This window comes from Xanthomonas cucurbitae, assembly GCF_002939885.1.
GTDB lineage: Bacteria > Pseudomonadota > Gammaproteobacteria > Xanthomonadales > Xanthomonadaceae > Xanthomonas > Xanthomonas cucurbitae.
In genome coordinates this window covers 1-23,871 of the sequence record NZ_MDED01000028.1, presented here as the reverse complement: position 1 = coordinate 23,871, position 23,871 = coordinate 1, and the positions used below count along the sequence as shown (strand labels likewise).

The following is a 23,871-nucleotide window of genomic DNA, read 5'->3' as shown; positions in this document are numbered from 1 at the left end:
GGGAGGGCGGCGCTCAGGCGCCGCGCGCGTTCTGTTGTAACCACGCATGCACGGCGGCGGTGCCTGGCAGGCGATAGCGCGCGCTGGTCTGGGCACGATCGCCGACCAGCACGCTCCAACCGCCCAGCCGGTTGGCGGCGTCGAAACCGAATTCGTCGGTGAGGTCGTCGCCCACGAACACCGGCGTGCGCCTGGCGAAGGCGCCTTGTTGCATCAGCTGTTCCACTGCCAGGCCCTTGTTGCTGCCTTCGGGCACGAACTCCACGACATGATCGCCTGGCTGCAGGCGGTAACCGGAGAGCCGGGCGATTTCGTCCTGCGCGAAGGCGAGCACGTCGGGGCCGGCCAACGGCTGCGCGCGCCAATGCAGTGCCACGCTGACGCCCTTGTCTTCGACCAGCACACCGGGATGCCGGTGAGTGAGCGCGGCGGCGCGTTGATGCAGGCCGTGCAGCCACGCGGAAGTGTCCTGCGGCATCGCTGCGCGTGCCGCAGCGTCGCCGCGCAGCTCATGGCCGTGCAGGCCGGCGGCCGGGAGCACCAGGGGAGCGAACAAGGCGTCGAGCTGTGCCAGCGGTCGCCCGCTGACCAGGGCGATGGCGCCTTCGAAACGCACGCTGAGGCGGCCGATGGCCGCACGCACTTCAGGCAATAGCTGCACCGCCTCGGGGCGGTCGGCAAAGTCGATCAGGGTGCCGTCCACGTCCAGGAACAATGCGCAGGCATCGTCCAGCATTGGCGGCGACGAAAGGGGGGGATGCACGTCTGCCATCACGGCAGTGTGCGCAAACAGGTGTGAGATTCGGGTTATGCAGTGGCGGGTGAGCAGGCGAAGTGCGGTGCGAAATGCACCATGGAGGCGCGCGAAGCCGGTCTGGTCGCGTCCGGATGCCGATGCGGTTGTCGGTATCTGCATGATTCTGCAGGTCGGAGCGGATCTGGGACACGCTGCCCGCTTTCGCTCCGGCAGGGGCCTCCTGAATAAGTTACCTTTCTTAAGGTTAGCAAAATACGTGTATCGAACCGGCAACCAACGGGAGGGCGGCAGATGCGTCGATACGCGTGGCTCATTGCGTTCTCGCTCTCCACCAGTTCGGTGGCGGCGCAGACGTCGTCGAATCCGGAGGTCGCGCTGCTGCGCCGGCAGGTCGAGGATTTGCGACAGGAGGTCGCACAACTGCGTCTGTTGGTGGATGCCAGGCAAGCACCTACCCATGCCGATGGCGAAGCCAGTGCGTCGCACTTGGTCGGCGCCCGGTCTGCGGATGCACCCGCGCCGGTCGCCGCGTCTGTCCTTCCGCCGCGCGAGACGTTCGGTGACGAGCTGACCGGCGTCGCTCGCCCCAACACCGCTGCCCCTCCCAACGATCCCGCGCTGCGCGGCTTCGTTCCGATCCCTGGCACCGACACCCGCATCAGGCTTGGCGGGTTTGCCAAGCTCAACGCGATGCACGATTTCGATCCGGCCGGTAATCCGGACAGGTGGGCGACGTCCAGCCTCCCGATCGATGCCGGCGCTGGACGCAACAGCAACCTCGATGCCAGCGCCACGCGTTTCAGTTTCGAGGTGCGGCGGCCATCCAGCCTCGGGCCGTTGCGGTTCTATCTGGAGAACGATTTCTATGGTGGCGCAGGCGTCATCGGGTTTCGCTTGCGCCAGGCGCATGCGCAGGTCGGTAACACCTATGCCGGTTATGGCTACAGCGCGTTCACCGACTCCGATGCGTTCCCCGAAACGCTCGACGACGCGGGACCCGGTAGCGAGTCGCTCAGGCGGGTCGCTGCGGTGCGGCAGTTCTGGAAGGTGGGCGACGCCGTGACGGCTTCGCTGTCCATCGAGGATCCTGAGTCCGATCTTGCCGTGCCGGCCGGCGGCGCGGCAGAGCAGCCGCTGCCGGATCTCGTTGCGGGGTTGCGGAGGGAGGGCGGCTGGGGCCATCTGCAGGGCGCATTGCTCGCGCGCCGGCTCGCCTATCGCATGCCGCAGGGTGAGTACGCTGCCACCGCCACCGGTTTCCATCTTTCGGGCCAACGACACTTCGGGCTGCATGTGCTGACTGCCAGCCTGGTGTACGGCGAGGGTGTATCCCGCTACATCAACGACATCGGTGGCCGACGCCTGGATGCGGTGGTTGCGGACGACGGCAGCGTGCATCCGCTTGGTCTATCGGCCGGCCACCTCGGCTACACCTATCATTGGCCTGGTGGCTGGCGATCCAATCTGGTGTTTGGGCGGTTGCTTCTTGAGGCACATCCGCAGCTCCCGCGCGATGCGTTCCGTGCCAGCACGTACGGCGCGGCGAATCTGATCCTGCAGGCCAGTCCGACCTTTTCGTGGGGCATCGAGGCGCTGTATGGCACGCAGACGGTGCAGGACGGACGCGACGCCGACGCGTTCCGCATACAGGGCAGCATCAAGTACGACTTCGTCCGATGAGCGCTTTTTCCATTCCCGTTTGGACGCACGCGTCCCCGCGATGCCCTGAACGCATCGCACCGCCGCCGGTGTGGCGGCGCCCTATCCAGGATGCGTCCAGCGCCCTGGTTCCTGTTGCCGTCTGGGGACAGGGATGCTGGGGTTTCACTCTGCCGTGCCAAGGAGGTTTTCGATGATGTGGCTCCATGAGGTGTTCACCCGCTCGCCCGAGGCGGCAATCTTCCTGACGCTTGCCATCGGTTACGCGATCGGCAGGATCACGTTCGGGCGGTTCCAATTGGGCGGTATCGCCGGCTCGCTACTGGTGGCGGTATGCGTGAGCCAGATCGGCATCTCGATCGACGATGGTGTCAAGGCGATCATGTTCGCGCTGTTCATCTATGCGGTTGGCTACAACAGTGGTCCGCAGTTCTTCAGCTCGCTCAACAGATCCAGCATCAAGGAAGTCGTGCTGGCCGGGTTCCTCGCCGTGGTGTCGCTGGCGACGGTGCTGGCACTTGCGAAATGGTTCCAACTCGACAAGGGCCTCGCCGCCGGCCTGGCCGGTGGCGCGCTGACGCAATCGGCGATCATCGGCATCGCCGGCGATGCGATCGCGCGCCTGCCGCTGCCGTCCGATCAGATCGCGGCGTTGCAGGCCAACGTGGCGATCGGCTACGCGGTGACCTACGTGTTCGGTTCGTTGGGCGCGATCATCGTGTGCGCCAACATCCTGCCACGCTTCATGAAACAGGACCTGCGCCAATCCGCGCAGCAGCAAGAGGAGTGCCTGCGCGGTGATGCGCCGGTCACCGGTGCCGGGATGGAGAGTGCGCTGCCGGCCTTGGTCGGACGTGCCTACCGGGTTGACGCCGCCGCCGGCCTGCGGGTGCGGGAGATCGAGGACGGTGCCGACGACGCGTTGACCATCGAACGGGTGATTCGCGGCGGCGACCTGCTCGATCCGGCCGAGAATCCGCGCCTGGAATCGGGCGACGTGGTCGTGGCAATCGGCCGCCGCGAGAAGGTGGTGGACGCGGCGGAACGGATTGGCCCGGAACTGCCCGCGTTCGCAGGGACGCCATTGGTGATGCGGTCGCGCCAAGCAGTGTTCACGCGTCAGGGAATGAATCGCATGACCATTGCGCAGATCAAGGCTGCGGTCGATCCGGTAATGCGCCACGGCGTGTATGTCGCGTCGGTGATGCGCATGGGGCGCCCGTTGCCGGTGCTGCCACAGACGCAGATGATGCACGGCGACGTGGTGACGATCTATGGTGCCGATTCGGATACTGCGCGCGCCGTGCGCGAGGCTGGCTATCCACTGGCGGGCGACGACAAGACCGACTTCGTCTATATGGGCGCGGGCATCGTGGTCGGTTTGCTGGTCGGCCTGCTGGTCGCCGACGTCGGCGGCATTCCGCTCACCCTGGGCGCCGGTGGTGGCGTTCTGCTGTCGGGTCTGCTGTTTGGCTGGTTGCGCGCCAAGCGCCCGATCGTCGGTGCGCTGCCGCCCGCTGCAGGCCAGTTGCTGCAGGACTTCGGCCTGGCCGCGTTCGTCGTGGTGATTGGCCTGAACTCCGGCAAGCAGGCGCTTGGCGCGATCCAGCAGCATGGCATCAAGATCTTCGTGCTCGGCATCGTCGTCACCTTGTTGCCCCTGCTGCTGTCGATGCTCTTCGGGCGTTATGTACTGGGCTATCGCAATGTCGCCCTGTTCGCCGGCGCGCTCAGCGGCTCGCGCAGCGCCAATCCCGCGATCGGCGCCGTGCTCGACAAGACCGCAAGCTCGGTGCCAACCGTCCCATTCGCAATCACTTATGCGCTCGCCAACGTGTTCCTGACGTTGCTCGGGCCTTTGATCGTCGGTTTGGTTTGACATCCTAGAAGGAGGATGGAGTCATGGATCCCAAGATTTCAGAATTCGCGAAGCTAAGCCCGTTCGAACTCAAGGACGAACTGATTGCATTGGCCAGTCGCGACAAGAACCGCCTGATGCTCAACGCCGGGCGCGGCAATCCCAACTTCCTCGCCACCGTTCCACGCCACGGTTTCTGGCAACTGGGCCTGTTCGCAATGCGCGAATCGCAGCGCTCGTTCGCCTACATGCCTGAAGGACTGGGCGGCCTGCCACGCCTGGCCGGCATCGAGGACCGCTTTGAGATCTTCGCGCGCGAGAATGCTGGCGTGGCGGGCATCGCCTTCCTCGTGGGCGCGGTGTCGTACGTGCGCGATCAACTCGGTCATGACGGCGCAACCTTCCTTTACCAGATGTGCGATGCGATCCTGGGTTGCAACTACCCGATGCCGGATCGCATGCTCGAGTGCGCCGAACCCATCATCGCGCAGTATCTGCGCCAGGAAATGGTGGGTACGTATCCATTCGTGGGCGAGATCGACATCTTCGCCACCGAGGGTGGCACCGCCGCGATGACCTACATCTTCAACACGATGCGCGAAAACCGGCTGTTGGCACCGGGTGACAGCATCGCGATCGGTATGCCGATCTTTACCCCATATATCGAGATTCCGGAACTCAACGATTACCAATTGAAAAAGGTGCTGATCGAGGCCGACCCCGCGCTCGGCTGGCAGTATCCGGCATCGGAAATCGAAAAACTTCGCGACCCCAAGGTCAAGGCCTTCTTCTTGGTCAACCCCAGCAATCCGCCGTCGGTGCGCATTGGCGATGAGACGCTGCAACTGATCGCAAGGATCGTTCAGGAGCGCCCGGACCTGATTCTGTTGACCGACGATGTGTACGGCACCTTCGCCGACGACTTCACTTCGCTGTTCGCAGTGGCCCCCCACAACACGATCCTGGTGTATTCCTATTCGAAGTATTTCGGTGCGACCGGTTGGCGTCTGGGCGCCATTGCAACGCATCGGGACAACGTGCTGGACCGCGCCATCGCCGCGTTGCCCGAAGACACGCTGGCCGAGCTGGATGCGCGTTACAGCTCGATCACCACGACACCGCGCCAGCTGAAATTCATCGACCGTCTGGTGGCCGACAGCCGCACCGTGGCGCTGAACCACACTGCGGGTTTGTCGACACCGCAGCAGGCGCAAATGGTCCTGTTCTCCCTGTTTGCGCTGATGGATACGCCAAACGCCTACAAAGGGGCGATGAAGCGCTTGATCCGTGCCCGGGAGCATGCCCTGTACCGGGAGATCGGCGCCGCGCCCTAGCCAAACCCCAACGACGTGGGCTACTACACCCTGCTCGATCTGGCCGAACTCAGCGAAAAGGTCTACGGCCGGCCATTCGCCGATTGGCTGATGCAGGCGGTTGAGCCGCAGGAACTGCTGTTCGAGCTGGCACGCGACTCCGGTATCGTGCTGCTACCGGGACGTGGTTTTGGCGGGAAACGACCTGCGGGCCGCGTGTCCCTGGCGAACCTCAACGAAGCCGATTACGCGAAGATCGGCAAGGCGGCGCGGGCATTGATCGAGTCCTATTACGCGAAGTTCGCCAGCGCCTGACGATGCATCGGCCCTGCCAGCGGCAGGGCCGACGTCACGCTATGCAGTCCTGCGCTGCAGCTCAAAAGCTGTAGCGCACCCGTCCATACCAGTACGCGCCATTGCTGCCCACCGGCGAGAGCACGTCGTAGGGCAGGTTGCCGAAGTAGGCGATATCGTCGATGGAACGGTCCGGATAGTTGTCCAGGATGTTCTGCCCGCCAATGGCCAGCGTCCACTGCGTGCCCAGGTGGTATTCGGCTTCCAGGTCCAGCTGCCATTCGGCGCCATAGGTCTGGCGGGGAACGAAGCCGCCGCCAAAGTCGAACACGCGGGTGGCGTTGCCATAGCGGTTGACGCGGGTCTGCAGATTCCAGTGCTGGTTGCTCCAGTTGGCGGCCAGCGCCGCGCGCGTGCGCGGTGCGGCATCGGTGAGCGTATTGCTTTCTTCCACGCCGAACAGCACGTAGTCCGGGTTGAGCGCCAGCACCTGCGCCGGGGTGGCGATGATGTTTTCCAGCTCGGTCTTGGCATAGCTGTAGGTGCCGGTCAGCAGCAGGTCGCCGCCGAAAGCGTACTGGCGCCAGTTGGCCACCAGCTCGGCGCCGCGGGTGCGGGTATCGGCGGCGTTGAGGAAGTAGCTGGCGCTCTGCACACCGGGTACGCCGAAGTTCTGCTGCACGAAAGCGGTCAACGCATCGCCGGTGATGTCTTCGGACAACGCAATGCGGTCGTCGATATCGATCTGGAAGAAATCCAGCGACAGGTCGAAGTGATCGCCCAGCTGGCTGGTGAAGCCCAGGCTGTAGTTGACCGACTTTTCCGGCTTCAGATCGGTGGCGCCGAGCGCACGCGCGATCGGGTTGTTGACCGACAGCAGGCGGCCCTGGGTCAGCCGGCCGGCGGCGTCATAGCCGGTGGAGGTGGCTTCGTAACCGATCTGGCTGAGCGAGGGCGCGCGCACGTTGTTGGAGATGGCGCCACGCAATGCGAACGCCGGGGCGAAGGCGTAGCGTGCGGCCAGCTTGCCGGTCCATTGGCTGCCGAAGTCCTGGTAATGCTCGTAGCGGCCGGCCAGGTCGGTGGAGAATTTGTCGCCGAACTGGCTGGACACGTTGGCATAGGCGCTGGCGACGTTGCGCGACAGATCGGCTTCGTCCTGCGGGGTGAGCCCGCCGCCGGCCTGCGAGCCGGTGGGGCGATCGGTGAACGGGCCGGCCGCATAGCTGGCCGGGTCGCCGGCGTGGGTGCGGTATTGCTCGCGGCGGAATTCAGCACCGGTGCCGAAGGTGTGGGTGGCGCCGGCGGCATTGAACACGCGGGTCAGATCAAGGTTACCCACGGTCTGCGCGAAGGCGAAATCGCCGGTCTTGAAGCGCGTGGTGCTGGTGGGCCCCAGCGAGGCGTTGAGCGAATTGCGCAGCCGGTAGGTGAAGTCGTTGCGGCCATGGTTGACGCTGGCGTCGTAATCCCACTGACCCCATTGCCCGCGCGCGCCGGCCACGATCTGCAGGTCGCGGTTCTCGCCTTCGGAAATCGGCCGATAGCCGTTGGGGTAGAGCTCGCGCCAGTTGGCGCTGCTGTCCGGGTAGCGGAAGTAGTTGGCGCCTTCGGTGTCGCGCTGGTTGTAGGTGGCAAAGCCATAGAACTCGCCGGTGGCGCTGAAGGGTACCTGGGTGTTGAGCCAGGCGTTCAGCCCCTTGGTGGCGCCATCGCCGAGCACGTAGTTGCGCCGGCCGGCCAGGGCCAGATTGGCCGGGGTCTGTTCCTCGAACGGCGGGATCTGGTCGAAGCCGGCGCGGTTGGTCGCCTCGCGGTTCTTCAGTTCCAGGCCTACCTTGAAGAAGCCGCCGTCATCGCCCAGCAGCGAGCCGACCTTGGCGCTGGCGTAGCTGGTCTGGCCGTCGGTCACGCGGCGGTCGATCGGCTTGACGTCGGTGTTGTAGGCGCCGAAGCTGGCTTCCAGCTCGCCGCGTCCAGGGTTGTCGTCCAGAATCACGTTGATGACGCCGGCAATCGCATCCGAGCCGTACTGCGCGCCGGCACCGTCGCGCAGCACTTCGATGCGCTTGATCGCGTTGATGGGGATGGAATTGAAGTCCACCGGCGTGGTGCCCTTGCCGATCTTGCTGTCGGTATTGACCAGCGCCGAGGTGTGGCGGCGCTTGCCGTTGACCAGCACCAGCACCTGATCGGGCGAGAGCCCACGCAGCTGTGCGGCGCGGATATGGTCGGCGCCGCCGGAGTTGGACTGGCGCGGGAAGTTGAACGAGGGCAGCAGCGCCTGCAGCGCGCTGCCCAGCTCGCCATTGACCACGCCGGCCTTGCGAATGTCTTCGGCGGTGAGCACGTCCACCGGCACGGTCGATTCCAGCACGGTGCGGTCACTGGCGCGGGTGCCGGTGACGATCACGGTGTCCAGGGTGGTGGCACCGGCATCGGCCTGCTGGGCCTGCGCGTTGGCGCTCAACACCGTGGCCACGGCCAGGCCGATCACCGAAAGGGTGGGACGGGTCATGCTCTTTACTCCTGCAACTGCAATACGCCGCGTGGTGGCATCCGGCCTGGCGGCGCGCGAAGGGATGGGATGGTCCACATTCATCCGGATGGAGAGATATTATCGCGTTGTTCAGGCCTGTGCGAGATGGCACAGTGCGCGCATTCCAGTATCAGCTGATGCCCGGAGCGCATGAGCCTGCCCCCTAACCCGTTGTGGAGAAGTCGATGAAGTTGCTGCCGTCCTGCCTGCTTGCCGCCATGCTGGCCCTGAACGCCTGCGCGACCACGCCCGTCGGCGCACCCGCCTCGACTACCGCCAGCCTGCAGGGCGATGCGGCGCGGCCGGCTGCGGCGCACGGTTGGGTGCGTAGCGAGTTGTATTTCGGCGTGGGCGAGGAAACTGGCCCGGCCGACCGCCCGCAGACCCGCACCATCGGCGAGGCACAGTGGCGCGCGTTTCTGGACAAGGAAGTGACCCCGCGCTTCCCGGACGGGTTGACCGTGTTCGATGCCTACGGCCAGTGGCTGTTTCGCGGCGCCAAGGAGCCGAACAGGCTGGGCACCAAGGTGCTGGTGATCCTGCATGAAGACACCCCGCAGCGGCGCAACGACATCGAGGCGATCCGGCTGGCCTGGAAGCAGGCCACCGGGCACCAGTCGGTGTTGTGGGCGCGGCAGGCGGTGGAGGTGTCGTTCTGAATCGGCGGTCCGCAGTTCGATCCACCGCCTCGGCTTCGGCTCTGAGGTGGGCGAGCAAACTCGGCGGAAACGGTAAACTCGCCCCATGATCGAACAGCTCTCACTGCGCAATGTCGGCCCAGCTCCTTCGATGGAGCTGACATTTGGCCGTCGCTTGAATCTATTGACCGGTGACAACGGCCTGGGAAAGAGCTTCCTACTGGACATTGCATGGTGGTCGCTCACGCGCAAATGGCCGGGGGAGTTGAATCGCCGTCTGTCTATGGGATTACCCGCCAAGCCTCACACTGACAAGTCAGCGTCGATCATCTTTTCGGTGACCGGTAAGTCAAAGTCCGTCACCTACGAAAGCAGGTTCGACCGCAAGGCTCAGGCCTGGACGGGAGCTGCTGGGCGCCCGGTCAATCCTGGATTGGTTCTTTACGCCCAAGCTGACGGCAGCTTTGCTGCATGGGATCCGGCGCGCAACTATTGGCGTAAGAAGGGGAATGTGGATGTGCAGGACCGCCCTCCTGCCTACGTATTCTCCACACAGGAAATCTGGGATGGTTTGAGGGACTCTGATGGACGGGTGTTGTGTAACGGCCTGATTGCCGATTGGGCAAGCTGGCAAAAGGAGCGAGGAGATGCCTTCAATCGCCTTCAGGCGGTGCTCTCTTCTTTGTCGCCAACAACATCGGACCTTATCGAACCGGGTCATCTGACACGTATCAGCCTGGACGACGCACGTGACATTCCGACGATACGAATGCCTTATGGACAGGACGTGCCGGTGTTGCACGCATCCGCAGGACTTCGCCGCATCTTAGCCCTCGCCTATCTGTTGGTTTGGACCTGGGAGGAGCACTTGCAGGCTACTGCGCTGATCGGGGGGGAGCCCACGCGTCAGGTGACCTTCCTGGTTGATGAGATCGAGTGCCATCTGCATCCCAAGTGGCAAAGGCGTATTGTCGCCGCACTGCTGGAAGTGATGGGGTCTCTCGCCAGCAATGCTGGTGTACAGGTGATTGCGGCCACGCATTCTCCTCTCGTCATGGCATCGGTGGAGCCTGTCTTCGATGCAAACGAGGATGCATGGTTTGACTTGGACTTTAAAGCGACTGGCAACCATCAGGCTGTTGTACTCCAGCAACGTCCATTCGTCTTGCGTGGTGAGGCTGGTAACTGGTTGACCAGCGAGGCCTTCGACCTCCGCTCGTCGCGTTCGATTGAGGCCGAGGATGCGATTGAGCGAGCGGCGCTGGCAATGAGGAGCGAGCGATTTGGCAAGGCGGACGCGAGAGCAATACACAATGATTTGCTGAAGGTGCTTGGAGATACTGATCCTTTCTGGGCGCGCTGGCGGTTCGTGGGCGAGAAAAAGGGATGGTTGCCATGATTCCTGTCGACGCGCGTCTTGAACCGCGTGACTTCGAGCGCAAGGTGCGGACTCGAGGCATAAGGTCAATGCGGCGCAAACGCATTGATCCAAATGTGCCATTGCCTGCGGGACAGACGCTCAGTCCTTTCTGGCGTGAGTGCCTTGATGACCTTTACCGCGAGTACAACCAGACCTGCGCTTATTTGGCGGTCCGTATCGAGCGCGCCGTGGGAGGTGTGACTGCAGATCATTTTGTGGCCAAGTCGAAGTTGCCTGGGCAGGCCTACGAGTGGATGAACTTCCGCCTGGCAAGCGCTATTGTCAACGCGCGCAAGTGCGATTTTGAAGACGTTCTTGACCCGTTTGTGCTGCCAGCAGGATGGTTCAGATTGGAACTTGTGACTGGGCAGGTGTATCCGAGTTCGGACATCGATGCGGCAGATATGACGCGTGTGGTCAAGACAATTGAACGTGTTGGTCTAGATAATTCGATTAATCGAGAAATGCGCGCACGGCATTTTCAGGAATATTGCCAGCGCGACATCACTGCAAACTTCCTGCAGCGATACTCACCCTTTGTACACGCTGAGGCAGAGCGGCAGGGATTGCTGTAGCCTCCCCCCTTGCTGTCGCGTGTGCCAAGCAGCGGCTACCATCGTCTGTCCCAACGTCTTGCAACCTTCCATGTCCGCTTCTTCTTCGCATCCTGCGGCCGCGCCGCGCTGGTTCGTCGCCGGCGATCTCAATGGCTTTTTCGGCCTGGTGGTCGACAATCTCTCCATCCTCGGCTTCATTGCGATGGCGCTGGTGGGTATCTATGGGTTCCCCGCCGAGGTGGTGTTCGGGCGCATGTTCCCCGGCACCGCGTTCGGAGTGCTGGTGGGTAACCTGCTCTACACCTTGATGGCGCGGCGGCTGGCCGCCCGCACCGGGCGCCAGGACGTCACCGCGATGCCATTGGGCCTGGATGCGCCCACCAGCATCGGCATGGCGCTGCTGGTGCTGGGCCCGGCGTTTGCCGGTTTCAAGGCGCAGGGGCTGGACCCGCAGGCGGCGGCGATCGCCACCTGGAAACTCGGCATGGCCGCACTGGTGGTGATGGGCCTGCTCAAGCTGGTGCTGTCGTTCGTGGGCGAGGCGGTGACCCGGGCGCTGCCCCGCGCCGCACTGCTCGGCTCCATCGCCGGCATTGCGCTGGTGCTGATGGGGCTGCTGCCACTGCTGGAAACGCTGCGCTCGCCGGTGGCCGGTTTCGTCACCTTGGGCCTGCTGCTGTATGTGCTGCTGGCCAAGGGCCGCTTGCCGACCAAATTGCCGGGCGTGCTGGTGGCCTTCGTGATCGGCACAGTGCTGTATTACGGGCTTGGCCTGGCCGGGCTGGGCGCACCGGGCTTCACCGTGCCCGCCTGGACGGCCCCGCAGATCGTGCTGCCACTGCCGAATCTTGGGTTCATCGAGGGGTTGCCGGCCACGGTGGCGTATCTGCCGTTGCTGCTGCCGTTCGGCCTGTTGATGGTGGTGGGCGGCATCAATGTCAGCGAAAGCGCGCGCGCGGCCGGCGACGATTACCGCACCCGCGACATCTTGCTGGTGGAAGCCTTCGCCACATTGGTGGCCGGCGTCTGCGGCGGTGTGGCGCAGACCACGCCGTACATCGGCCAGCCCGCCTACAAGCACATGGGCGCGCGCTCGGGCTACACGCTGCTGACCGGCCTGTTCGTCGGCATCGGCGGCATGCTGGGCATCATCAGCGGGTTGGTGCAGTGGCTGCCACTGGCGGTGCTGGCGCCGATCATCGTGTATGTGTCCATCGACATCACTACCCAGGCGTTCCAGGCCACGCCCCGGCAGCACGCCGGTGCCATGGTGCTGGGGTTCCTGCCATCGGTGGCGTACCTGCTGACCATCAAGGCGCCGGGCTGGATGGCGCAGGATCAGTTGGTGGCGCTGACCACGCAGGTGGATGGCCACGGCCTGCCGGAGCTGGCGGTGATCTTTGCGCTGGGCAACGGCTTCATCATCACTGCAATGCTGTGGATCGCCACGGTGGCGGCGATGATCGACGGCCGGCTGCGGCGCGCTGCGGTATTTCTGCTGGTGGCGGCCGGGCTGACCCTGTTCGGGTTGATCCACTCGGTGGACCCGCGTGGCGGCATCTATCTGCCGTGGTCGCTGCAAGGCCTGGCGCGCGTCATCAGCTGGCAGTTCGTCGGCGCCTACGTGGCGCTGGCAGTGACCTTGTTGCTGTTGTCGCTGCTGCCGGCACGCAAGGAGCCGATGCAATGACTCCTGCATTGTGCGTGGCCGGCTACTGTTCGTTGCCGACGCTGCGCGGTGACAGATGCACTGCCGTGCTTGCCTGGGGGCGCGTGGCTGGCGCGTTCGGATGGGGCGCGTTTCGCGGAATTGGCGAGGCTTTGCAAAGCGGTCTGCGCTTCGCGTGACCATGCACGCGATCGATGCATGCGCTGCGGCGGCAGATCGATGGAACCACCGCAACATCTGAGGGTCATACCCACAGATGTCGTCGATGCAAGGAATTTCATGATGCAACCCAAGCCCTCGCGCTGGCCGTGGCTGTTGGCCGTGCCATTGATTGCCGGCGCTGCCTGGTGGCTATTCAGCGGGCCACGCCAGACGCCCGGTGCACTGCCTGCGCCCATCAGCCAAACCGCCAACGCGGCCGCCGCCGCGGTCACTCCATCGCCTTCCACCCCCGCCGCGCCGCGGCATCCGGTGCAGGCGCCATCGGCCGATGCCGCCGACGCTGCAATTCCTGCCTTGGCGCAGAGCGACGTCGCCGCATGGCAGGCGCTGCTGGATCTGATACCCGACGACGCAGCACTGTCGATCGTGTTGCGGCCGCACCTGATCGAACGTGTGGTGGTGATGATCGACAACCTCACCCAGCCCAGTATCAGCCGCCGCGCCTCGGTACTGCAGCCGGTCTCGGGCGAACTGCAGGTGACCCCTGCGGCCGATCACACCGTCATCGATCACGCCAATGCCAGCCGCTACACACCGTACGTCGCAGCGTTCACCGGCGTGGATGCGCAGGCATTGGTGCACAGCTATGTGCGCTTCTATCCCTTGTTTCAGCAAGCCTATGCCAACCTGGGCGCGCCGGACCGTTACTTCAACGACCGGGTGATTGATGTCATCGACCACCTGCTGCGCACGCCGGATCCGACGCAGCCGGTTGCCGTGGTGCGCGACGAGCGTGGCCGCTATCGCTTCGTGGACCCGGCGCTGGAAGGATTGTCGGTAGGGCAGAAGGCCATCGTGCGGCTAGGGCCGCAGCAGGCGTCGGCAGTGAAGGCGCAACTACAACGCATTCGTGCCGCCTTGTTGCAGACGCGCTGAGTCGGTGTCCGGCCGTGGTTTGGAGCCATGCGCCTGCGGTCACGCAGCCGCGGGTGCGAGTAGCCGTGCGTGGTAGTGGCTGCCATTCCGGCCGGCGCCGCAGCGGCGGGACGCTGCTGTGTGCAATGCCAGGTTTACCCAGCGTCAAGCTCCGGATACTGGCGGAAGATGCCCTTGGTATTGAACGCCAGGCGCCGTTCGGAGGCGAGGTAAGCGGCGATCCGGGGGCGTGCTGCCACACGCCGCTGCACGGCGCGCAATCCCGGAATGTCCTTCGACAGAGTCGCCATTCGTTTCGGGAACATGTAGTCCAGACCGCTGACCAACTGAAACAGCGATAGGTCCACGTACGAGTGCACAGCTAGTACAGATGTACCGCCGGCCCGCTGCACCACCTGCTCGAAATAGCCGAGGAACTTGGGCAGGCGGTGGTCACGCAGATCCTCGGCGCGCCTGGTGGCTTCGGCTTTTTGGTCCTCGTAGTACAGGCCGGCGGCGATCGGATGATGGGTGTCGTGTACCTCGGCCACCAGGTCAGTAATGGTCAGTTGCAATTGCAGTGCCTGCAGGCGCAGCGCATCGTCATCGGGGACCAGCTGCAGCGACGGACCCAGAAAATGCAGGATCGCCGCCACCTGCGCCACCACCACATCGCCTGCCCGCAGGAAGGGTGGGGCCAACGGCTGCGCGCCCGGCTGCTTGCCTTGCAGAAAGGCGGTTATGACATCGTCGCCCTCGACGCGCGCCACGTCGGTATAGGCGGCACCGGCATCTTCCAGGGCCAGACGCACGAATTCGCCGCGGCCCTGCAGACCGGTCCAGTAATAGAGCTGATAGTGCATGTGCTGCTCCGCGTCGGGATGGTGCTGCAGCGTAGGAAAGGCGTGGCTAGGCGGGCGTGATCGAGGTGTTGCAAGCCTGTGATCCGGCAATGTCGTGCGGCTGCGTCAACAGCCATTCCAACTTGCGCGCGCGCGGCTGGCGCTTGAGTGTGCACTCGGCGCGCGAGGCACTGGCACGATCCGGGTACCGGTGGCTGGCCAACAGCTGCAACGGCGGGTTGGCGCGCGTATAACGCGCACCGGTACCACGCAAGTGCGCCTGGAAGCGCCGCTCCAGGTCATTGGTGATTCCGGCGTAATAGCTGCCGTTGTGGCACAGCAGCAGATAGAGGAACCAGGGCTTGGGCGTATCCATCCGCGCATTATCTCCCTTCGGTGCGGCGTGCGTAGCGCTCCTGGCAGTGACTGCGTGGTAGCGTGGTGGCGCTGTGGGGCGGGCAGCGGCATCGGTGTTCACCACGCAGGCCGATGCCGGGCAGAGCGTCGCCACGCCTACCGTCCCGGCGCGGGCGCAGTTGCCGCTGCGGCGGATTGTCTGGCCCACCTGGCCGCTGGCACGCCTCGCGTGGCGCCAAGCGAAGCACCTCCCCCCCGCAGGTCTGGTGCCACCGCCTTCGTGTCGCAGCACACCTTGAAACGCCGCCGGGCAACCGCATCTGCTCGGTATCGCCGGACTTGCCGGCCACTCGTTCAGAGGACTCCCCATGCGGATGGACAAACTCACCTCGCGGTTCCAGCAGGCACTGGCCGACGCACAATCGCTGGCCGTGGGACGCGACCACAACATCATCGAACCGGTGCACGTGCTGGCTGCGTTGCTGGACCAGAGCGGCGGCAGCACGCGCCCCTTGCTGTCGCAGGCCGGCGTCAACGTGCCGCTGCTGCGCGAGCGCTTGGGCGAGGCGTTGGATACGCTGCCCAAGGTGTCCGGGCAGGAAGGCAACCTGTCGATCGGCAACGATCTCAACCGCCTGCTCAACCAGGCCGACAAGCTCGCCCAGCAGCACGGCGATGCCTTCATTCCCAGCGAGTGGTTCGTGCTGGCCGCCGCCGACGATGCCAGCCCGCTGGGCGTGGCGTTGCGTGCGGCCGGTGGCGACAAGAAGAAGATCGCCGCGGCGATCGACAAGCTGCGCGGCGGCGAAACCGTGCAATCGGAAAACGCCGAGGAACAACGCCAGGCGCTGGAAAAATACACCATTGACCTGACCGCGCGCGCCGAAAGCGGCAAGCTCGATCCGGTGATCGGCCGCGATGAAGAAATCCGCCGCACCATCCAGGTCCTGCAGCGCCGCACCAAGAACAACCCGGTGCTGATCGGCGAACCCGGCGTGGGCAAGACCGCCATTGTCGAAGGCCTGGCCCAGCGCATCATCAACGGCGAAGTGCCCGAAGGGCTGCGCGGCAAGCGCGTGCTGTCGCTGGACATGGGCGCGCTGATTGCCGGCGCCAAGTTCCGCGGCGAATTCGAAGAACGCCTCAAAGCTGTGCTGAGCGACCTGTCCAAGAACGAAGGCCAGATCATCTTGTTCATCGATGAGCTGCACACCATGGTGGGCGCGGGCAAGGCCGATGGCGCGATGGACGCCGGCAACATGCTCAAGCCGGCGCTGGCGCGTGGCGAGCTGCATTGCATCGGTGCCACCACGCTGGACGAATACCGCAAGTACATCGAAAAGGATGCCGCGCTGGAGCGCCGCTTCCAGAAGGTGTTCGTAGGCGAGCCGACGGTGGAAGATACCATCGCCATCCTGCGTGGGCTGAAAGAACGCTACGCGGTGCATCACGGCGTGGAGATCACCGACCCGGCGATCGTCGCGGCCGCCACCCTCTCCAATCGCTACATCACCGATCGCCAGCTGCCAGACAAGGCCATCGACCTGATGGACGAAGCGGCATCGCGTATCCGCATGGAGATCGACTCCAAGCCGGAGGAACTCGACCGCCTGGAGCGCCGCCTGATCCAGCTCAAGATCCAGCGCGAGATGCTCAAGAAGGAAAAGGACGAGGCCTCGCGCCAGCGACTGGGCGACCTGGAAACCGATATCGACAAACTGGAGCGCGAGTTCTACGACCTCAACGAGCTCTGGACGTCGGAGAAGGCCGCGTTGCAGGGCACCACCAAGATCAAGGAGCAGATCGAGCACGCCAAGCTGGAGCTGGAAGCGGCGCAGCGGCGCCAGGACTACGCCAAGATGAGCGAGATCCAGTACGGCGTCTTGCCACAACTGGAAAAGCAGATGCTGCTGGCCAATGAAGTGGAGCACCACGACTTCAAGCTGGTGCAGGACCGCGTGACCGCCGAGGAAATCGCCGAGGTGGTGTCGCGCTGGACCGGTATTCCGGTCAACAAGATGCTCGAAGGCGAGCGCGACAAGCTGTTGCGTATGGAAGACGAGCTGCATCGCCGCGTGGTGGGCCAGGAAGAAGCGATCAAGGTGGTGTCCGATGCGGTGCGTCGTTCGCGCGCCGGCCTGTCCGACCCCAATCGCCCGAGCGGCTCGTTCCTGTTCTTAGGTCCCACCGGCGTGGGCAAGACCGAGTTGTGCAAGGCGCTGGCGGACTTCCTGTTCGACAGCACCGAAGCGATGATCCGCATCGACATGAGCGAGTTCATGGAGAAGCATTCGGTCTCGCGCCTGATCGGTGCGCCTCCGGGCTATGTGGGCTACGAAGAGGGCGGCTACCTCACCGAGGCGGTGCGCCGCCGCCCGTATTCGCTGATCCTGCTGGACGAGGTGGAAAAGGCGCACGCCGATGTGTTCAACATCCTGCTGCAGGTGCTCGACGACGGACGGCTCACCGACGGCCAGGGCCGCACCGTGGATTTCCGCAATACCGTCATCGTGATGACGTCCAACCTGGGCTCGCACCAGATCCAGGAGTTGTCCGGCGACGGTAGCGCCGAGGCCTATACGCAAATGAAGGCCGCGGTGATGGGCGTGGTGCAGGCACATTTCCGCCCGGAGTTCATCAATCGGCTGGACGACATCGTGGTGTTCCATCCGCTGGACAAGGCGCAGATCAAGTCGATCGCGCGCATCCAGTTGCAGGGCCTGGAAAAGCGCCTGTCAGAACGTGGCCTCAAGCTGGATCTGGACGATGCGGCGCTTGAGCTCCTGGGCAATGTCGGCTTCGACCCGGTGTATGGTGCGCGCCCGCTCAAGCGCGCCATCCAGTCGCAGGTAGAGAACCCGCTGGCCCAGCAGATCCTGTCGGGTCAGTACGCCAGCGGCGAAACCGTGCGCGTACGTGCGCAGGGTGGGCATCTGGAGTTCGGCAAGGGGTGATCGTAGGATGGGGCCTCCCGCAGGATGCGGGGTGCCCCATCCGTGTCATGCGGTGGGTTCGCAGTGCGTCCACGCTGCCGCGTTTGGCCCCCAACGAGTGATTCACCTGGCAAGGAACTTCAGATGCGCCTTGTGTCTGTTCCGCTCTGCATCGGTGTTGCCATGGGAATGGCCGGTCGCCTTCACGCAGGCGACGCGCCGGATATCTTTGCCGCGCTCGATGCCTATGACGCCGGGGACTATGCGCGTTGTGCCGAGGTGATGGACGCACTGCAGCACGCGTCCAGCGAACTTCCAAAAAATGGTGAACTTCTGCGTGCGGAATGCCTGGCCGCAGCGGGCAAGACAGACCAGGCCCTGCAGTATCTCGATGTCCAGATTCCGCGTGGGCGGATCGCTGTCGATGATCTGCGCAGCAAGGACCGGCCCGGCCTGAATCGGCTGCGAAAGATGGACCGGTGGCCTGCGCTGCTGGCGAAAGCTGAGCGCGTCAATGCGCAGCAGCAGGCAACACTGAATCTGCAACTGCGCCAGGAGCTGCTCGCGCGGGTAGAGAAGGATCAGCAAGTGCGTAAAGCGGCGATCGCCGCTGGGGGCAAGCCCGCCGACTGGGCATCCGTTGCGCCGGTGGATGCCGACAACACCGCATGGCTCAAGCAAGTCGTCGCGACCCAGGGTTGGCCGGGCCGGCGCCTGGTGGGCGAAGATGGCGCCAATGCAGCATGGATCCTGGTGCAGCATGCCGACGCCGATCCGGCGTTTCAGGCACAGGTCCTGGCGTTGATGGAAGCGGCGCTGGCCAAGCAGGAGGTGGCGCCTGACGATGTTGCGCTGCTCACCGATCGCGTCTTGCTTGCGCAAGGCAAGCCACAGCGTTACGGCACCCAATTCAAGAGCGATGCGGATGGCCGCATGTCATTGCAGCCTACCGAAGACGAAGCAGGGCTGGACGAGCGCCGCCGCCACATGGGGTTGCCGCCCATGGATCAGTACAAAAAGATGCTGCAGGACGTTTACCACAAGCCTGCGCGCTGATCGGCGCATTGCGCTGGCAGTATCCTCAGCAGCCATCGCTTGCGAGTGGGTCCGCCATGCAGGACCTGACTGTTGGCGATGTCATCATGGCGCGTCGTTATGAGGGGCAGTGCCGCAGCCGCGTATCGTCGGGCGGTCCAGCCAGAGCGAGCCGTGCCATGACCGATCCACAGTGGAAACCCGAAACCGTCGCCGTGCATGGGGGCTACCGTCCCGATCCCACCACGCGCGCGGTGGCGGTGCCGATCTACCAGACCGTGGCCTATGCCTTCGACGATACCCGGCATGGGGCGGATCTGTTCGACCTGAAGGTGCAGGGCAATATCTACAGCCGCATCATGAACCCCACCAACGATGTGCTGGAGCAGCGCGTGGCGGCGCTGGAAGGCGGCATCGGGGCGCTGGCGCTGGCATCGGGGCAGGCGGCGGTGACCTATGCGATCCAGACCATCGCCGAGGTAGGCGACAACATCGTGTCGTCCAGTGCGCTCTACGGCGGCACCTATAATCTGTTCGCGCATACGCTGCCGCAGTTCGGCATCAGTACGCGCTTTGCCGACTACCGCGATCCGCAGGCGTTCGCGCGGCTGATCGATGACCGCACCAAGGCGGTGTTCGTCGAGTCGATCGGCAACCCGCGCGGCAATATCACCGACATCCAGGCCGTTGCGGAGGTGGCGCATGCGCACGGCGTGCCGCTGATCGTGGACAACACCGTGGCCACGCCGTCGCTACTGCGGCCGATCGACTTCGGTGCCGATATCGTGGTGCATTCGTTGACCAAGTACCTGGGTGGCCACGGCAACAGCATCGGCGGTGCGATCGTGGACAGCGGGCGGTTTCCGTGGGCCGCGCACAAGGCGCGCTTCCCGCGCCTCAACGAACCGGATGTGAGCTACCACGGCGTGGTCTATACCGAGGCCCTGGGCGAGGCCGCCTACATCGGTCGTGCGCGGGTGGTGCCGCTGCGCAATACCGGTGCGGCGCTGTCGCCGTTCAATGCGTTCCTGATCCTGCAAGGCATCGAAACCTTGCCGCTGCGCATGGAGCGCATCAACGCCAATACGCTGGCGATCGCCCGTTACCTGCAGCAGCATGCGCGTGTTGCCTGGGTCAACTACGCGGCGCTGCCGGATCATCCGGAGCACGCATTGGCGCAGAAGTACCTGGGCGGTCATGGCTCGGGCGTGCTGACCTTCGGGTTGCCCGGCGGGCGCGCGGCCGGTGCACGGTTTCTGGATGCGCTGCAGCTGTTCACCCGGCTGGTGAATATCGGCGATGCCAAATCGCTGGCGACGCATCCGGCGTCCACTACGCATCGGCAGCTGGGGCCGGCCGAGCTGGAACATGCCGGCGTCAGCGAGGACACCGTGCGGTTGTCGATCGGGATCGAGCATATCGATGATTTGCTGGCGGATCTGGAGCAGGCGCTGCAGGGGGCGTGAGGTTTTCAGCCAGCTTCATAAGCAAGAACGGTGAGCCCCTCTCCCTGCGGGAGAGGGGTGAGGGTGCGGCGAAGCCCGATGTCTGTCGGTAGCGGCTTCGGCAGGGGCGGCAGCGCGGCCGGGACTGGCTCTTCGGCTCGGTCAGACATCCTGTCTGACTCGCCGCCGCGACACATCCCTGTGCCGCTCTCCGCCAATCCCGGCCACGCTGCCGCCTCGGCACGTCGCTTCCATGACCTGGAAATGTTGAACATGCCAATGCAGCGGGGTTTGATTCAGACGCGTGGCGACGCGCTGCGCCTGGCCGGTTGCTGCGAACCTCCGAGACGCCGCCGCCAATCCTGCTACCATGCGCGCCCCTGAGGTGACTGCCGGCTGGCCGGTGGTTTAAACCGGAATCCGGTGCGCGCATCGCCTTGGCGAGACGCAATTCCGGAGCTGCCCCCGCAACGGTGGGCGAGACAAGGGTCCGCAGGTACTGCCACTGTGCTGTGCATGGGAAGGCGCGGATTCGGGAAGCGACCAGGCTTCCGCTCGCAAGCCCGGAGACCGGCCTGAAGGGATTGACCCGGCACGCGGTGGGCGTGGCCCTGTGCATCTGGTGCTCGCGCGCCGGACGCCTGGCCCGTTGCTGCCTGCCGACCCCATTGTCCCCGCGCGGGTAGGCGCGGTTCCAGGAGCAGCAGTCGATGTCCGTTTCTTCCGTTTTGCCGCGTCGCGCCGTGCTGGCCGCGGGGCTGTCGTTGTGCGTGCTGAACCTGGCCCAGGCCGAGGCCCCGATGGATCTGGATCAGATGGTGGTGACCGCCTCGCGGACCGCGCAGACCCAGGACCAGACGCTGGCGCCGGTCACCGTGATCGACCGCGCGCAGATCGAACGCCGCCAGGTCAATTCCTTGCAGGACCTGTTGCGTGGCGAAGCCGGTGTGTCGCTGGCCAACAACGGTGGCCCGGGCAAGGCGACCTCGCTGTTCCTGCGCGGTACCGAATCGGATCATGTGGTGGTGCTGGTCGACGGCGTGCGCATCGGCTCGGCCACGTCTGGTGGCGCGGCGCTGCAGGACCTGCCGATCGAGCAGATCGAGCGCATCGAAATCGTGCGCGGGCCATTTTCCAGCTTGTATGGCTCCGAAGCGCTGGGTGGGGTGATCCAGATCTTTACCCGCCGCCCGCAAGGCAGCTTCGTGCCCACGCTCAGCGTGGCGGCCGGCAGCGACAATGCGCGCCGTTATGGCGCCGGGCTTGCCGGGCGCAGCCAGGGCGATCTGAGCGAGGCCGGCGGCTGGTACTCGGTCAACGCCGTGCACGATGAAACCGATGGCATCAACGCGTACCTGGATACCAGCTCCAGCGCCTACGATCCGGATCGCGACGGTTATCGTAACGATTCGTTGAGCGTGCAGGGCGGCTGGCGCTTCAATCGCCAGTGGGATGCCGACGTACACGCGCTGCGCGCGCAAAGCCGTAACGAATACGACGGCTCGGCCTTCGGCGGCAACCTGGGCAAAGGCGTGCAGCAGGCCGTCGGCGGGCGTGTGCGCTATGCACCCAGCGATGCGCTCAAAGTCACCGCCAGCCTGGGTAGCAGCGCCGATCTGAGCGATAGCTATTATGACGGCGCGTACCTGTCCACCTACGACACCCGCCGCAAGCAGGGCGCGTTGCAGGCCGACATCACCACCGCGCCGGGCCTGCTTACGGTCGGCTTGGACTGGCAGCGCGATGCCATCGCCAGCAGCGACAGCTACGATGCCGACAGCCGGATCGACCGCGCCGCCTTTGCGCAGTGGCAGCAGAGCTTCGGTAGCCAATCGCTGCAGGCCAGCCTGCGGCGCAACGACAACAGCCAGTTCGGTGGCAAGACCACCGGCAGCCTGCTGTGGGGCTGGGATGTGGCCGAGCATCTGCGCCTGACCGCCAGCTACGGCACTGCGTTCAAGGCGCCCACCTTCAACGAGTTGTACTACCCCGATTTCGGCAATCCGCTGCTGGGGCCGGAAACCTCCAAAAGTGCCGAGCTGGGTCTGCGCGGCAACTACGACTGGGGTGTGTGGACGCTGCGCGCCTTCCAGACCCGCATCGACGATCTGATTGCCTACGACGCGTCGCTGGTGGATGCCACCCATCCGTTCGGTCAGCCGAACAATATCGACAAGGCGCGCATTCGTGGTGTGGAGGCGGGCTACGACACCGAGCTGGCCGGCTGGATCCTGCGCAGCGCCTTGACCTGGCTGCAGCCGCAGGCCGATGGCGAGGTCAATCATGGCAACTGGTTGCCGCGCCGCGCACGGCAGAGCGGTCGGATCGATGCTGACCGCAGCGTCGGCGCGTTCGGCGTGGGCGCGAGCCTGTTCGGGTCGGGCAAGCGCTACGACGACCTGGCCAACACCGAGCAACTGGCTGGCTACGGCTTGCTGGATCTGCGCGTGAGCTATGCGGTGAACGCAGACTGGAAGGTGCAGTTCACCGCCAACAACGTGTTCGACCGCCAGTACGAAACCGCCCGCTTTTACGCCCAGCCAGGGCGTAATTACCTGCTGACCTTCCGCTACCAACCGGCGCAGTGAGACGCGGCGAAAACGACGCAGGTCCTCAACGCAGGCACGCGGCCGGTATCGACCGGCCGCAGAGAAGCGCATAGGTGTCTGGAAGCGACACCGCGCATTGCACGCCAGGGTTGCTTCGCATTACGCGCACAGACGCGGTGATCCTGTTTGCGCCTGCTGCACGTTGTTTGCCATCCTTTGAACACTACCGATGATCCCGCTCTCCCGCCCCGCCCAGCGCCACCTGATCATCGCCCTGATGCTGGCGATGACGGCAAGCCGCTTCCATCATGTCGGCGCTTGGCTGCAATTGCCGGATGCCTCGATGGCGGTGTTCTTTCTCGCTGGTGCATTGCTGCGCCCGGTGTGGATGCTGCCCTTGCTGTTGGGGTTGGTATCGGCGCTGGACCTGATTGGCCTGGCCTCCGGCAGCATCAGCGACTGGTGCCTGTCGCCGGCGTATTGGACGTTGGCGCTGGCCCATGCCGTGCTGTGGCTGGGTGGTCGGCTGTCTGCCACGCCGCTGCAACGCGATGCTTGGCTGGATCTGCCGCGTCTGCTCGGTGTGTTGTTGCTCAGCGGCAGCGTGGCCTACCTGCTGTCCGAGGGAGGCTTCTATTCCCTTTCCGGCCGTTATCCGCAGGTCACGCTCGGCGGCTTCCTGGCCCGCGTGTCGGCGGACTACCCGCGCGCGCTCGGTACCCTGGCCGGCGACGTCGGCATCGCTTTCGCAGTGCTTGCCGCAGGGCGCAGCCTTGCCGCACGTCCACTGATGGGAGAACGCGCATGACCACCCCCGTGCACGACGATGCGCATTAGGGACGCTCTGAACAAAGCAGCCTGATCTGCGACAATTGACCGACGATCCAAGCGGACGATTTCGATGCAACTGAGCTTTGGCGACGCGGAGC

At 64.7% G+C, this 23,871-nt stretch carries 18 protein-coding genes and 1 riboswitch; of the genes, 14 read left to right on the top strand and 4 right to left on the bottom strand.

Translation table 11 applies throughout. The features are described 5' to 3' along the window. Positions 1–13: 13 nt before the first annotated feature. On the bottom strand, positions 14–772 hold the full coding sequence (otsB, locus tag XcuCFBP2542_RS14420) for a trehalose-phosphatase (protein WP_104604256.1): 759 nt from the start codon (positions 770–772) through the stop codon (positions 14–16). A gap of 324 nt (positions 773–1,096) precedes the next feature. On the opposite strand from otsB, the gene XcuCFBP2542_RS14415 reads away from it, so the two are divergent. The 4 genes from XcuCFBP2542_RS14415 to XcuCFBP2542_RS19820 all read left to right on the top strand — a co-directional run bounded on the left by XcuCFBP2542_RS14415 (position 1,097) and on the right by XcuCFBP2542_RS19820 (position 5,902). Continuing rightward, entirely contained in the window at positions 1,097–2,437 is a 1,341-nt protein-coding gene (locus tag XcuCFBP2542_RS14415) for a DcaP family trimeric outer membrane transporter (protein WP_158251452.1), read from the top strand. 70 nt (positions 2,438–2,507) lie between these two features. Continuing rightward, positions 2,508–4,295 (top strand): aspartate-alanine antiporter, encoded by a 1,788-nt coding sequence (aspT, locus tag XcuCFBP2542_RS14410; RefSeq protein WP_211293013.1) that lies wholly within the window; start codon positions 2,508–2,510, stop codon positions 4,293–4,295. Positions 4,296–4,318: 23 nt separating this feature from the next. Beyond that, complete coding sequence (locus XcuCFBP2542_RS14405; protein WP_211293012.1) at positions 4,319–5,608, top strand: bifunctional aspartate transaminase/aspartate 4-decarboxylase; 1,290 nt, start codon at positions 4,319–4,321, stop codon at positions 5,606–5,608. Positions 5,609–5,623: 15 nt separating this feature from the next. After that, positions 5,624–5,902: a hypothetical protein gene (locus XcuCFBP2542_RS19820; RefSeq protein ID WP_211293011.1), complete on the top strand. Its 279-nt coding sequence runs from the start codon at positions 5,624–5,626 to the stop codon at positions 5,900–5,902. A gap of 61 nt (positions 5,903–5,963) precedes the next feature. On the opposite strand, the gene XcuCFBP2542_RS14400 is transcribed toward XcuCFBP2542_RS19820, so the two are convergent. After that, positions 5,964–8,399, bottom strand: coding sequence for a TonB-dependent receptor plug domain-containing protein (locus XcuCFBP2542_RS14400; protein WP_104604250.1), 2,436 nt, complete (start codon positions 8,397–8,399; stop codon positions 5,964–5,966). 206 nt (positions 8,400–8,605) lie between these two features. Here XcuCFBP2542_RS14400 and XcuCFBP2542_RS14395 point away from each other — a divergent pair, with 206 nt between their 5' ends. From XcuCFBP2542_RS14395 to XcuCFBP2542_RS14375, 5 genes are all read left to right on the top strand, one after another. Continuing rightward, the gene (locus tag XcuCFBP2542_RS14395) at positions 8,606–9,079 is read left to right on the top strand and encodes a DUF3574 domain-containing protein (protein WP_170066995.1); all 474 of its coding nucleotides are present in this window, start codon (positions 8,606–8,608) and stop codon (positions 9,077–9,079) included. 85 nt (positions 9,080–9,164) lie between these two features. Continuing rightward, the gene (locus XcuCFBP2542_RS14390; RefSeq protein ID WP_104604248.1) at positions 9,165–10,457 is read left to right on the top strand and encodes an AAA family ATPase; all 1,293 of its coding nucleotides are present in this window, start codon (positions 9,165–9,167) and stop codon (positions 10,455–10,457) included. Next, on the top strand, positions 10,454–11,053 hold the full coding sequence (locus XcuCFBP2542_RS14385) for an HNH endonuclease family protein (RefSeq protein WP_104604246.1): 600 nt from the start codon (positions 10,454–10,456) through the stop codon (positions 11,051–11,053). The genes XcuCFBP2542_RS14390 and XcuCFBP2542_RS14385 overlap by 4 nt, the downstream gene beginning before the upstream one ends. A gap of 70 nt (positions 11,054–11,123) precedes the next feature. Then, positions 11,124–12,725: a hypothetical protein gene (locus tag XcuCFBP2542_RS14380; RefSeq protein ID WP_104604244.1), complete on the top strand. Its 1,602-nt coding sequence runs from the start codon at positions 11,124–11,126 to the stop codon at positions 12,723–12,725. A 261-nt stretch (positions 12,726–12,986) separates the two neighbouring features. Then, a complete protein-coding gene (locus XcuCFBP2542_RS14375) occupies positions 12,987–13,802 on the top strand; it encodes a DUF3014 domain-containing protein (protein ID WP_104604305.1) in 816 nt (271 codons plus the stop codon). A 134-nt stretch (positions 13,803–13,936) separates the two neighbouring features. On the opposite strand, the gene XcuCFBP2542_RS14370 is transcribed toward XcuCFBP2542_RS14375, so the two are convergent. Together XcuCFBP2542_RS14370 and XcuCFBP2542_RS14365 are read right to left on the bottom strand one after the other, a co-directional pair. Beyond that, positions 13,937–14,644: a glutathione S-transferase gene (locus tag XcuCFBP2542_RS14370; RefSeq protein WP_104604242.1), complete on the bottom strand. Its 708-nt coding sequence runs from the start codon at positions 14,642–14,644 to the stop codon at positions 13,937–13,939. 46 nt (positions 14,645–14,690) lie between these two features. After that, positions 14,691–14,999, bottom strand: a complete 309-nt coding sequence (locus tag XcuCFBP2542_RS14365) for a GIY-YIG nuclease family protein (RefSeq protein WP_104604240.1) — start codon at positions 14,997–14,999, stop codon at positions 14,691–14,693. A 349-nt stretch (positions 15,000–15,348) separates the two neighbouring features. On the opposite strand from XcuCFBP2542_RS14365, the gene clpB reads away from it, so the two are divergent. The 5 genes from clpB (at position 15,349) to XcuCFBP2542_RS14340 (ending at position 23,750) form a co-directional block, all read left to right on the top strand. Beyond that, positions 15,349–17,934, top strand: coding sequence for an ATP-dependent chaperone ClpB (gene clpB / locus XcuCFBP2542_RS14360; RefSeq protein ID WP_104604238.1), 2,586 nt, complete (start codon positions 15,349–15,351; stop codon positions 17,932–17,934). 162 nt (positions 17,935–18,096) lie between these two features. Then, positions 18,097–18,969: a DUF6624 domain-containing protein gene (locus tag XcuCFBP2542_RS14355; RefSeq protein ID WP_104604236.1), complete on the top strand. Its 873-nt coding sequence runs from the start codon at positions 18,097–18,099 to the stop codon at positions 18,967–18,969. A 158-nt stretch (positions 18,970–19,127) separates the two neighbouring features. Then, a complete protein-coding gene (locus XcuCFBP2542_RS14350; RefSeq protein ID WP_104604234.1) occupies positions 19,128–20,414 on the top strand; it encodes an O-acetylhomoserine aminocarboxypropyltransferase/cysteine synthase family protein in 1,287 nt (428 codons plus the stop codon). Between the two features lie 345 nt (positions 20,415–20,759). Beyond that, positions 20,760–20,986: riboswitch (cobalamin riboswitch) on the top strand. Positions 20,987–21,103: 117 nt separating this feature from the next. After that, positions 21,104–22,981: a TonB-dependent vitamin B12 receptor gene (gene btuB / locus XcuCFBP2542_RS14345; RefSeq protein ID WP_104604232.1), complete on the top strand. Its 1,878-nt coding sequence runs from the start codon at positions 21,104–21,106 to the stop codon at positions 22,979–22,981. A 190-nt stretch (positions 22,982–23,171) separates the two neighbouring features. After that, complete coding sequence (locus XcuCFBP2542_RS14340) at positions 23,172–23,750, top strand: hypothetical protein (protein WP_167526929.1); 579 nt, start codon at positions 23,172–23,174, stop codon at positions 23,748–23,750. Positions 23,751–23,871: the final 121 nt, after the last annotated feature.

Excerpts from the sequence above, each read along its gene's own strand:
- otsB (WP_104604256.1), bottom strand. The coding sequence starts at position 772 with ATGGCAGACGTGCATCCCCCCCTTTCGTCGCCGCCAATGCTGGACGAT.
- XcuCFBP2542_RS14405 (WP_211293012.1), top strand. The coding sequence starts at position 4,319 with ATGGATCCCAAGATTTCAGAATTCGCGAAGCTAAGCCCGTTCGAACTC.
- XcuCFBP2542_RS14400 (WP_104604250.1), bottom strand. The coding sequence starts at position 8,399 with ATGACCCGTCCCACCCTTTCGGTGATCGGCCTGGCCGTGGCCACGGTG.
- XcuCFBP2542_RS14395 (WP_170066995.1), top strand. The coding sequence starts at position 8,606 with ATGAAGTTGCTGCCGTCCTGCCTGCTTGCCGCCATGCTGGCCCTGAAC.
- XcuCFBP2542_RS14390 (WP_104604248.1), top strand. The coding sequence starts at position 9,165 with ATGATCGAACAGCTCTCACTGCGCAATGTCGGCCCAGCTCCTTCGATG.
- XcuCFBP2542_RS14385 (WP_104604246.1), top strand. The coding sequence starts at position 10,454 with ATGATTCCTGTCGACGCGCGTCTTGAACCGCGTGACTTCGAGCGCAAG.
- XcuCFBP2542_RS14380 (WP_104604244.1), top strand. The coding sequence starts at position 11,124 with ATGTCCGCTTCTTCTTCGCATCCTGCGGCCGCGCCGCGCTGGTTCGTC.
- XcuCFBP2542_RS14375 (WP_104604305.1), top strand. The coding sequence starts at position 12,987 with ATGCAACCCAAGCCCTCGCGCTGGCCGTGGCTGTTGGCCGTGCCATTG.
- XcuCFBP2542_RS14370 (WP_104604242.1), bottom strand. The coding sequence starts at position 14,644 with ATGCACTATCAGCTCTATTACTGGACCGGTCTGCAGGGCCGCGGCGAA.
- XcuCFBP2542_RS14365 (WP_104604240.1), bottom strand. The coding sequence starts at position 14,999 with ATGGATACGCCCAAGCCCTGGTTCCTCTATCTGCTGCTGTGCCACAAC.
- clpB (WP_104604238.1), top strand. The coding sequence starts at position 15,349 with ATGCGGATGGACAAACTCACCTCGCGGTTCCAGCAGGCACTGGCCGAC.
- XcuCFBP2542_RS14355 (WP_104604236.1), top strand. The coding sequence starts at position 18,097 with ATGGGAATGGCCGGTCGCCTTCACGCAGGCGACGCGCCGGATATCTTT.
- XcuCFBP2542_RS14350 (WP_104604234.1), top strand. The coding sequence starts at position 19,128 with ATGACCGATCCACAGTGGAAACCCGAAACCGTCGCCGTGCATGGGGGC.
- btuB (WP_104604232.1), top strand. The coding sequence starts at position 21,104 with ATGTCCGTTTCTTCCGTTTTGCCGCGTCGCGCCGTGCTGGCCGCGGGG.
- XcuCFBP2542_RS14340 (WP_167526929.1), top strand. The coding sequence starts at position 23,172 with ATGATCCCGCTCTCCCGCCCCGCCCAGCGCCACCTGATCATCGCCCTG.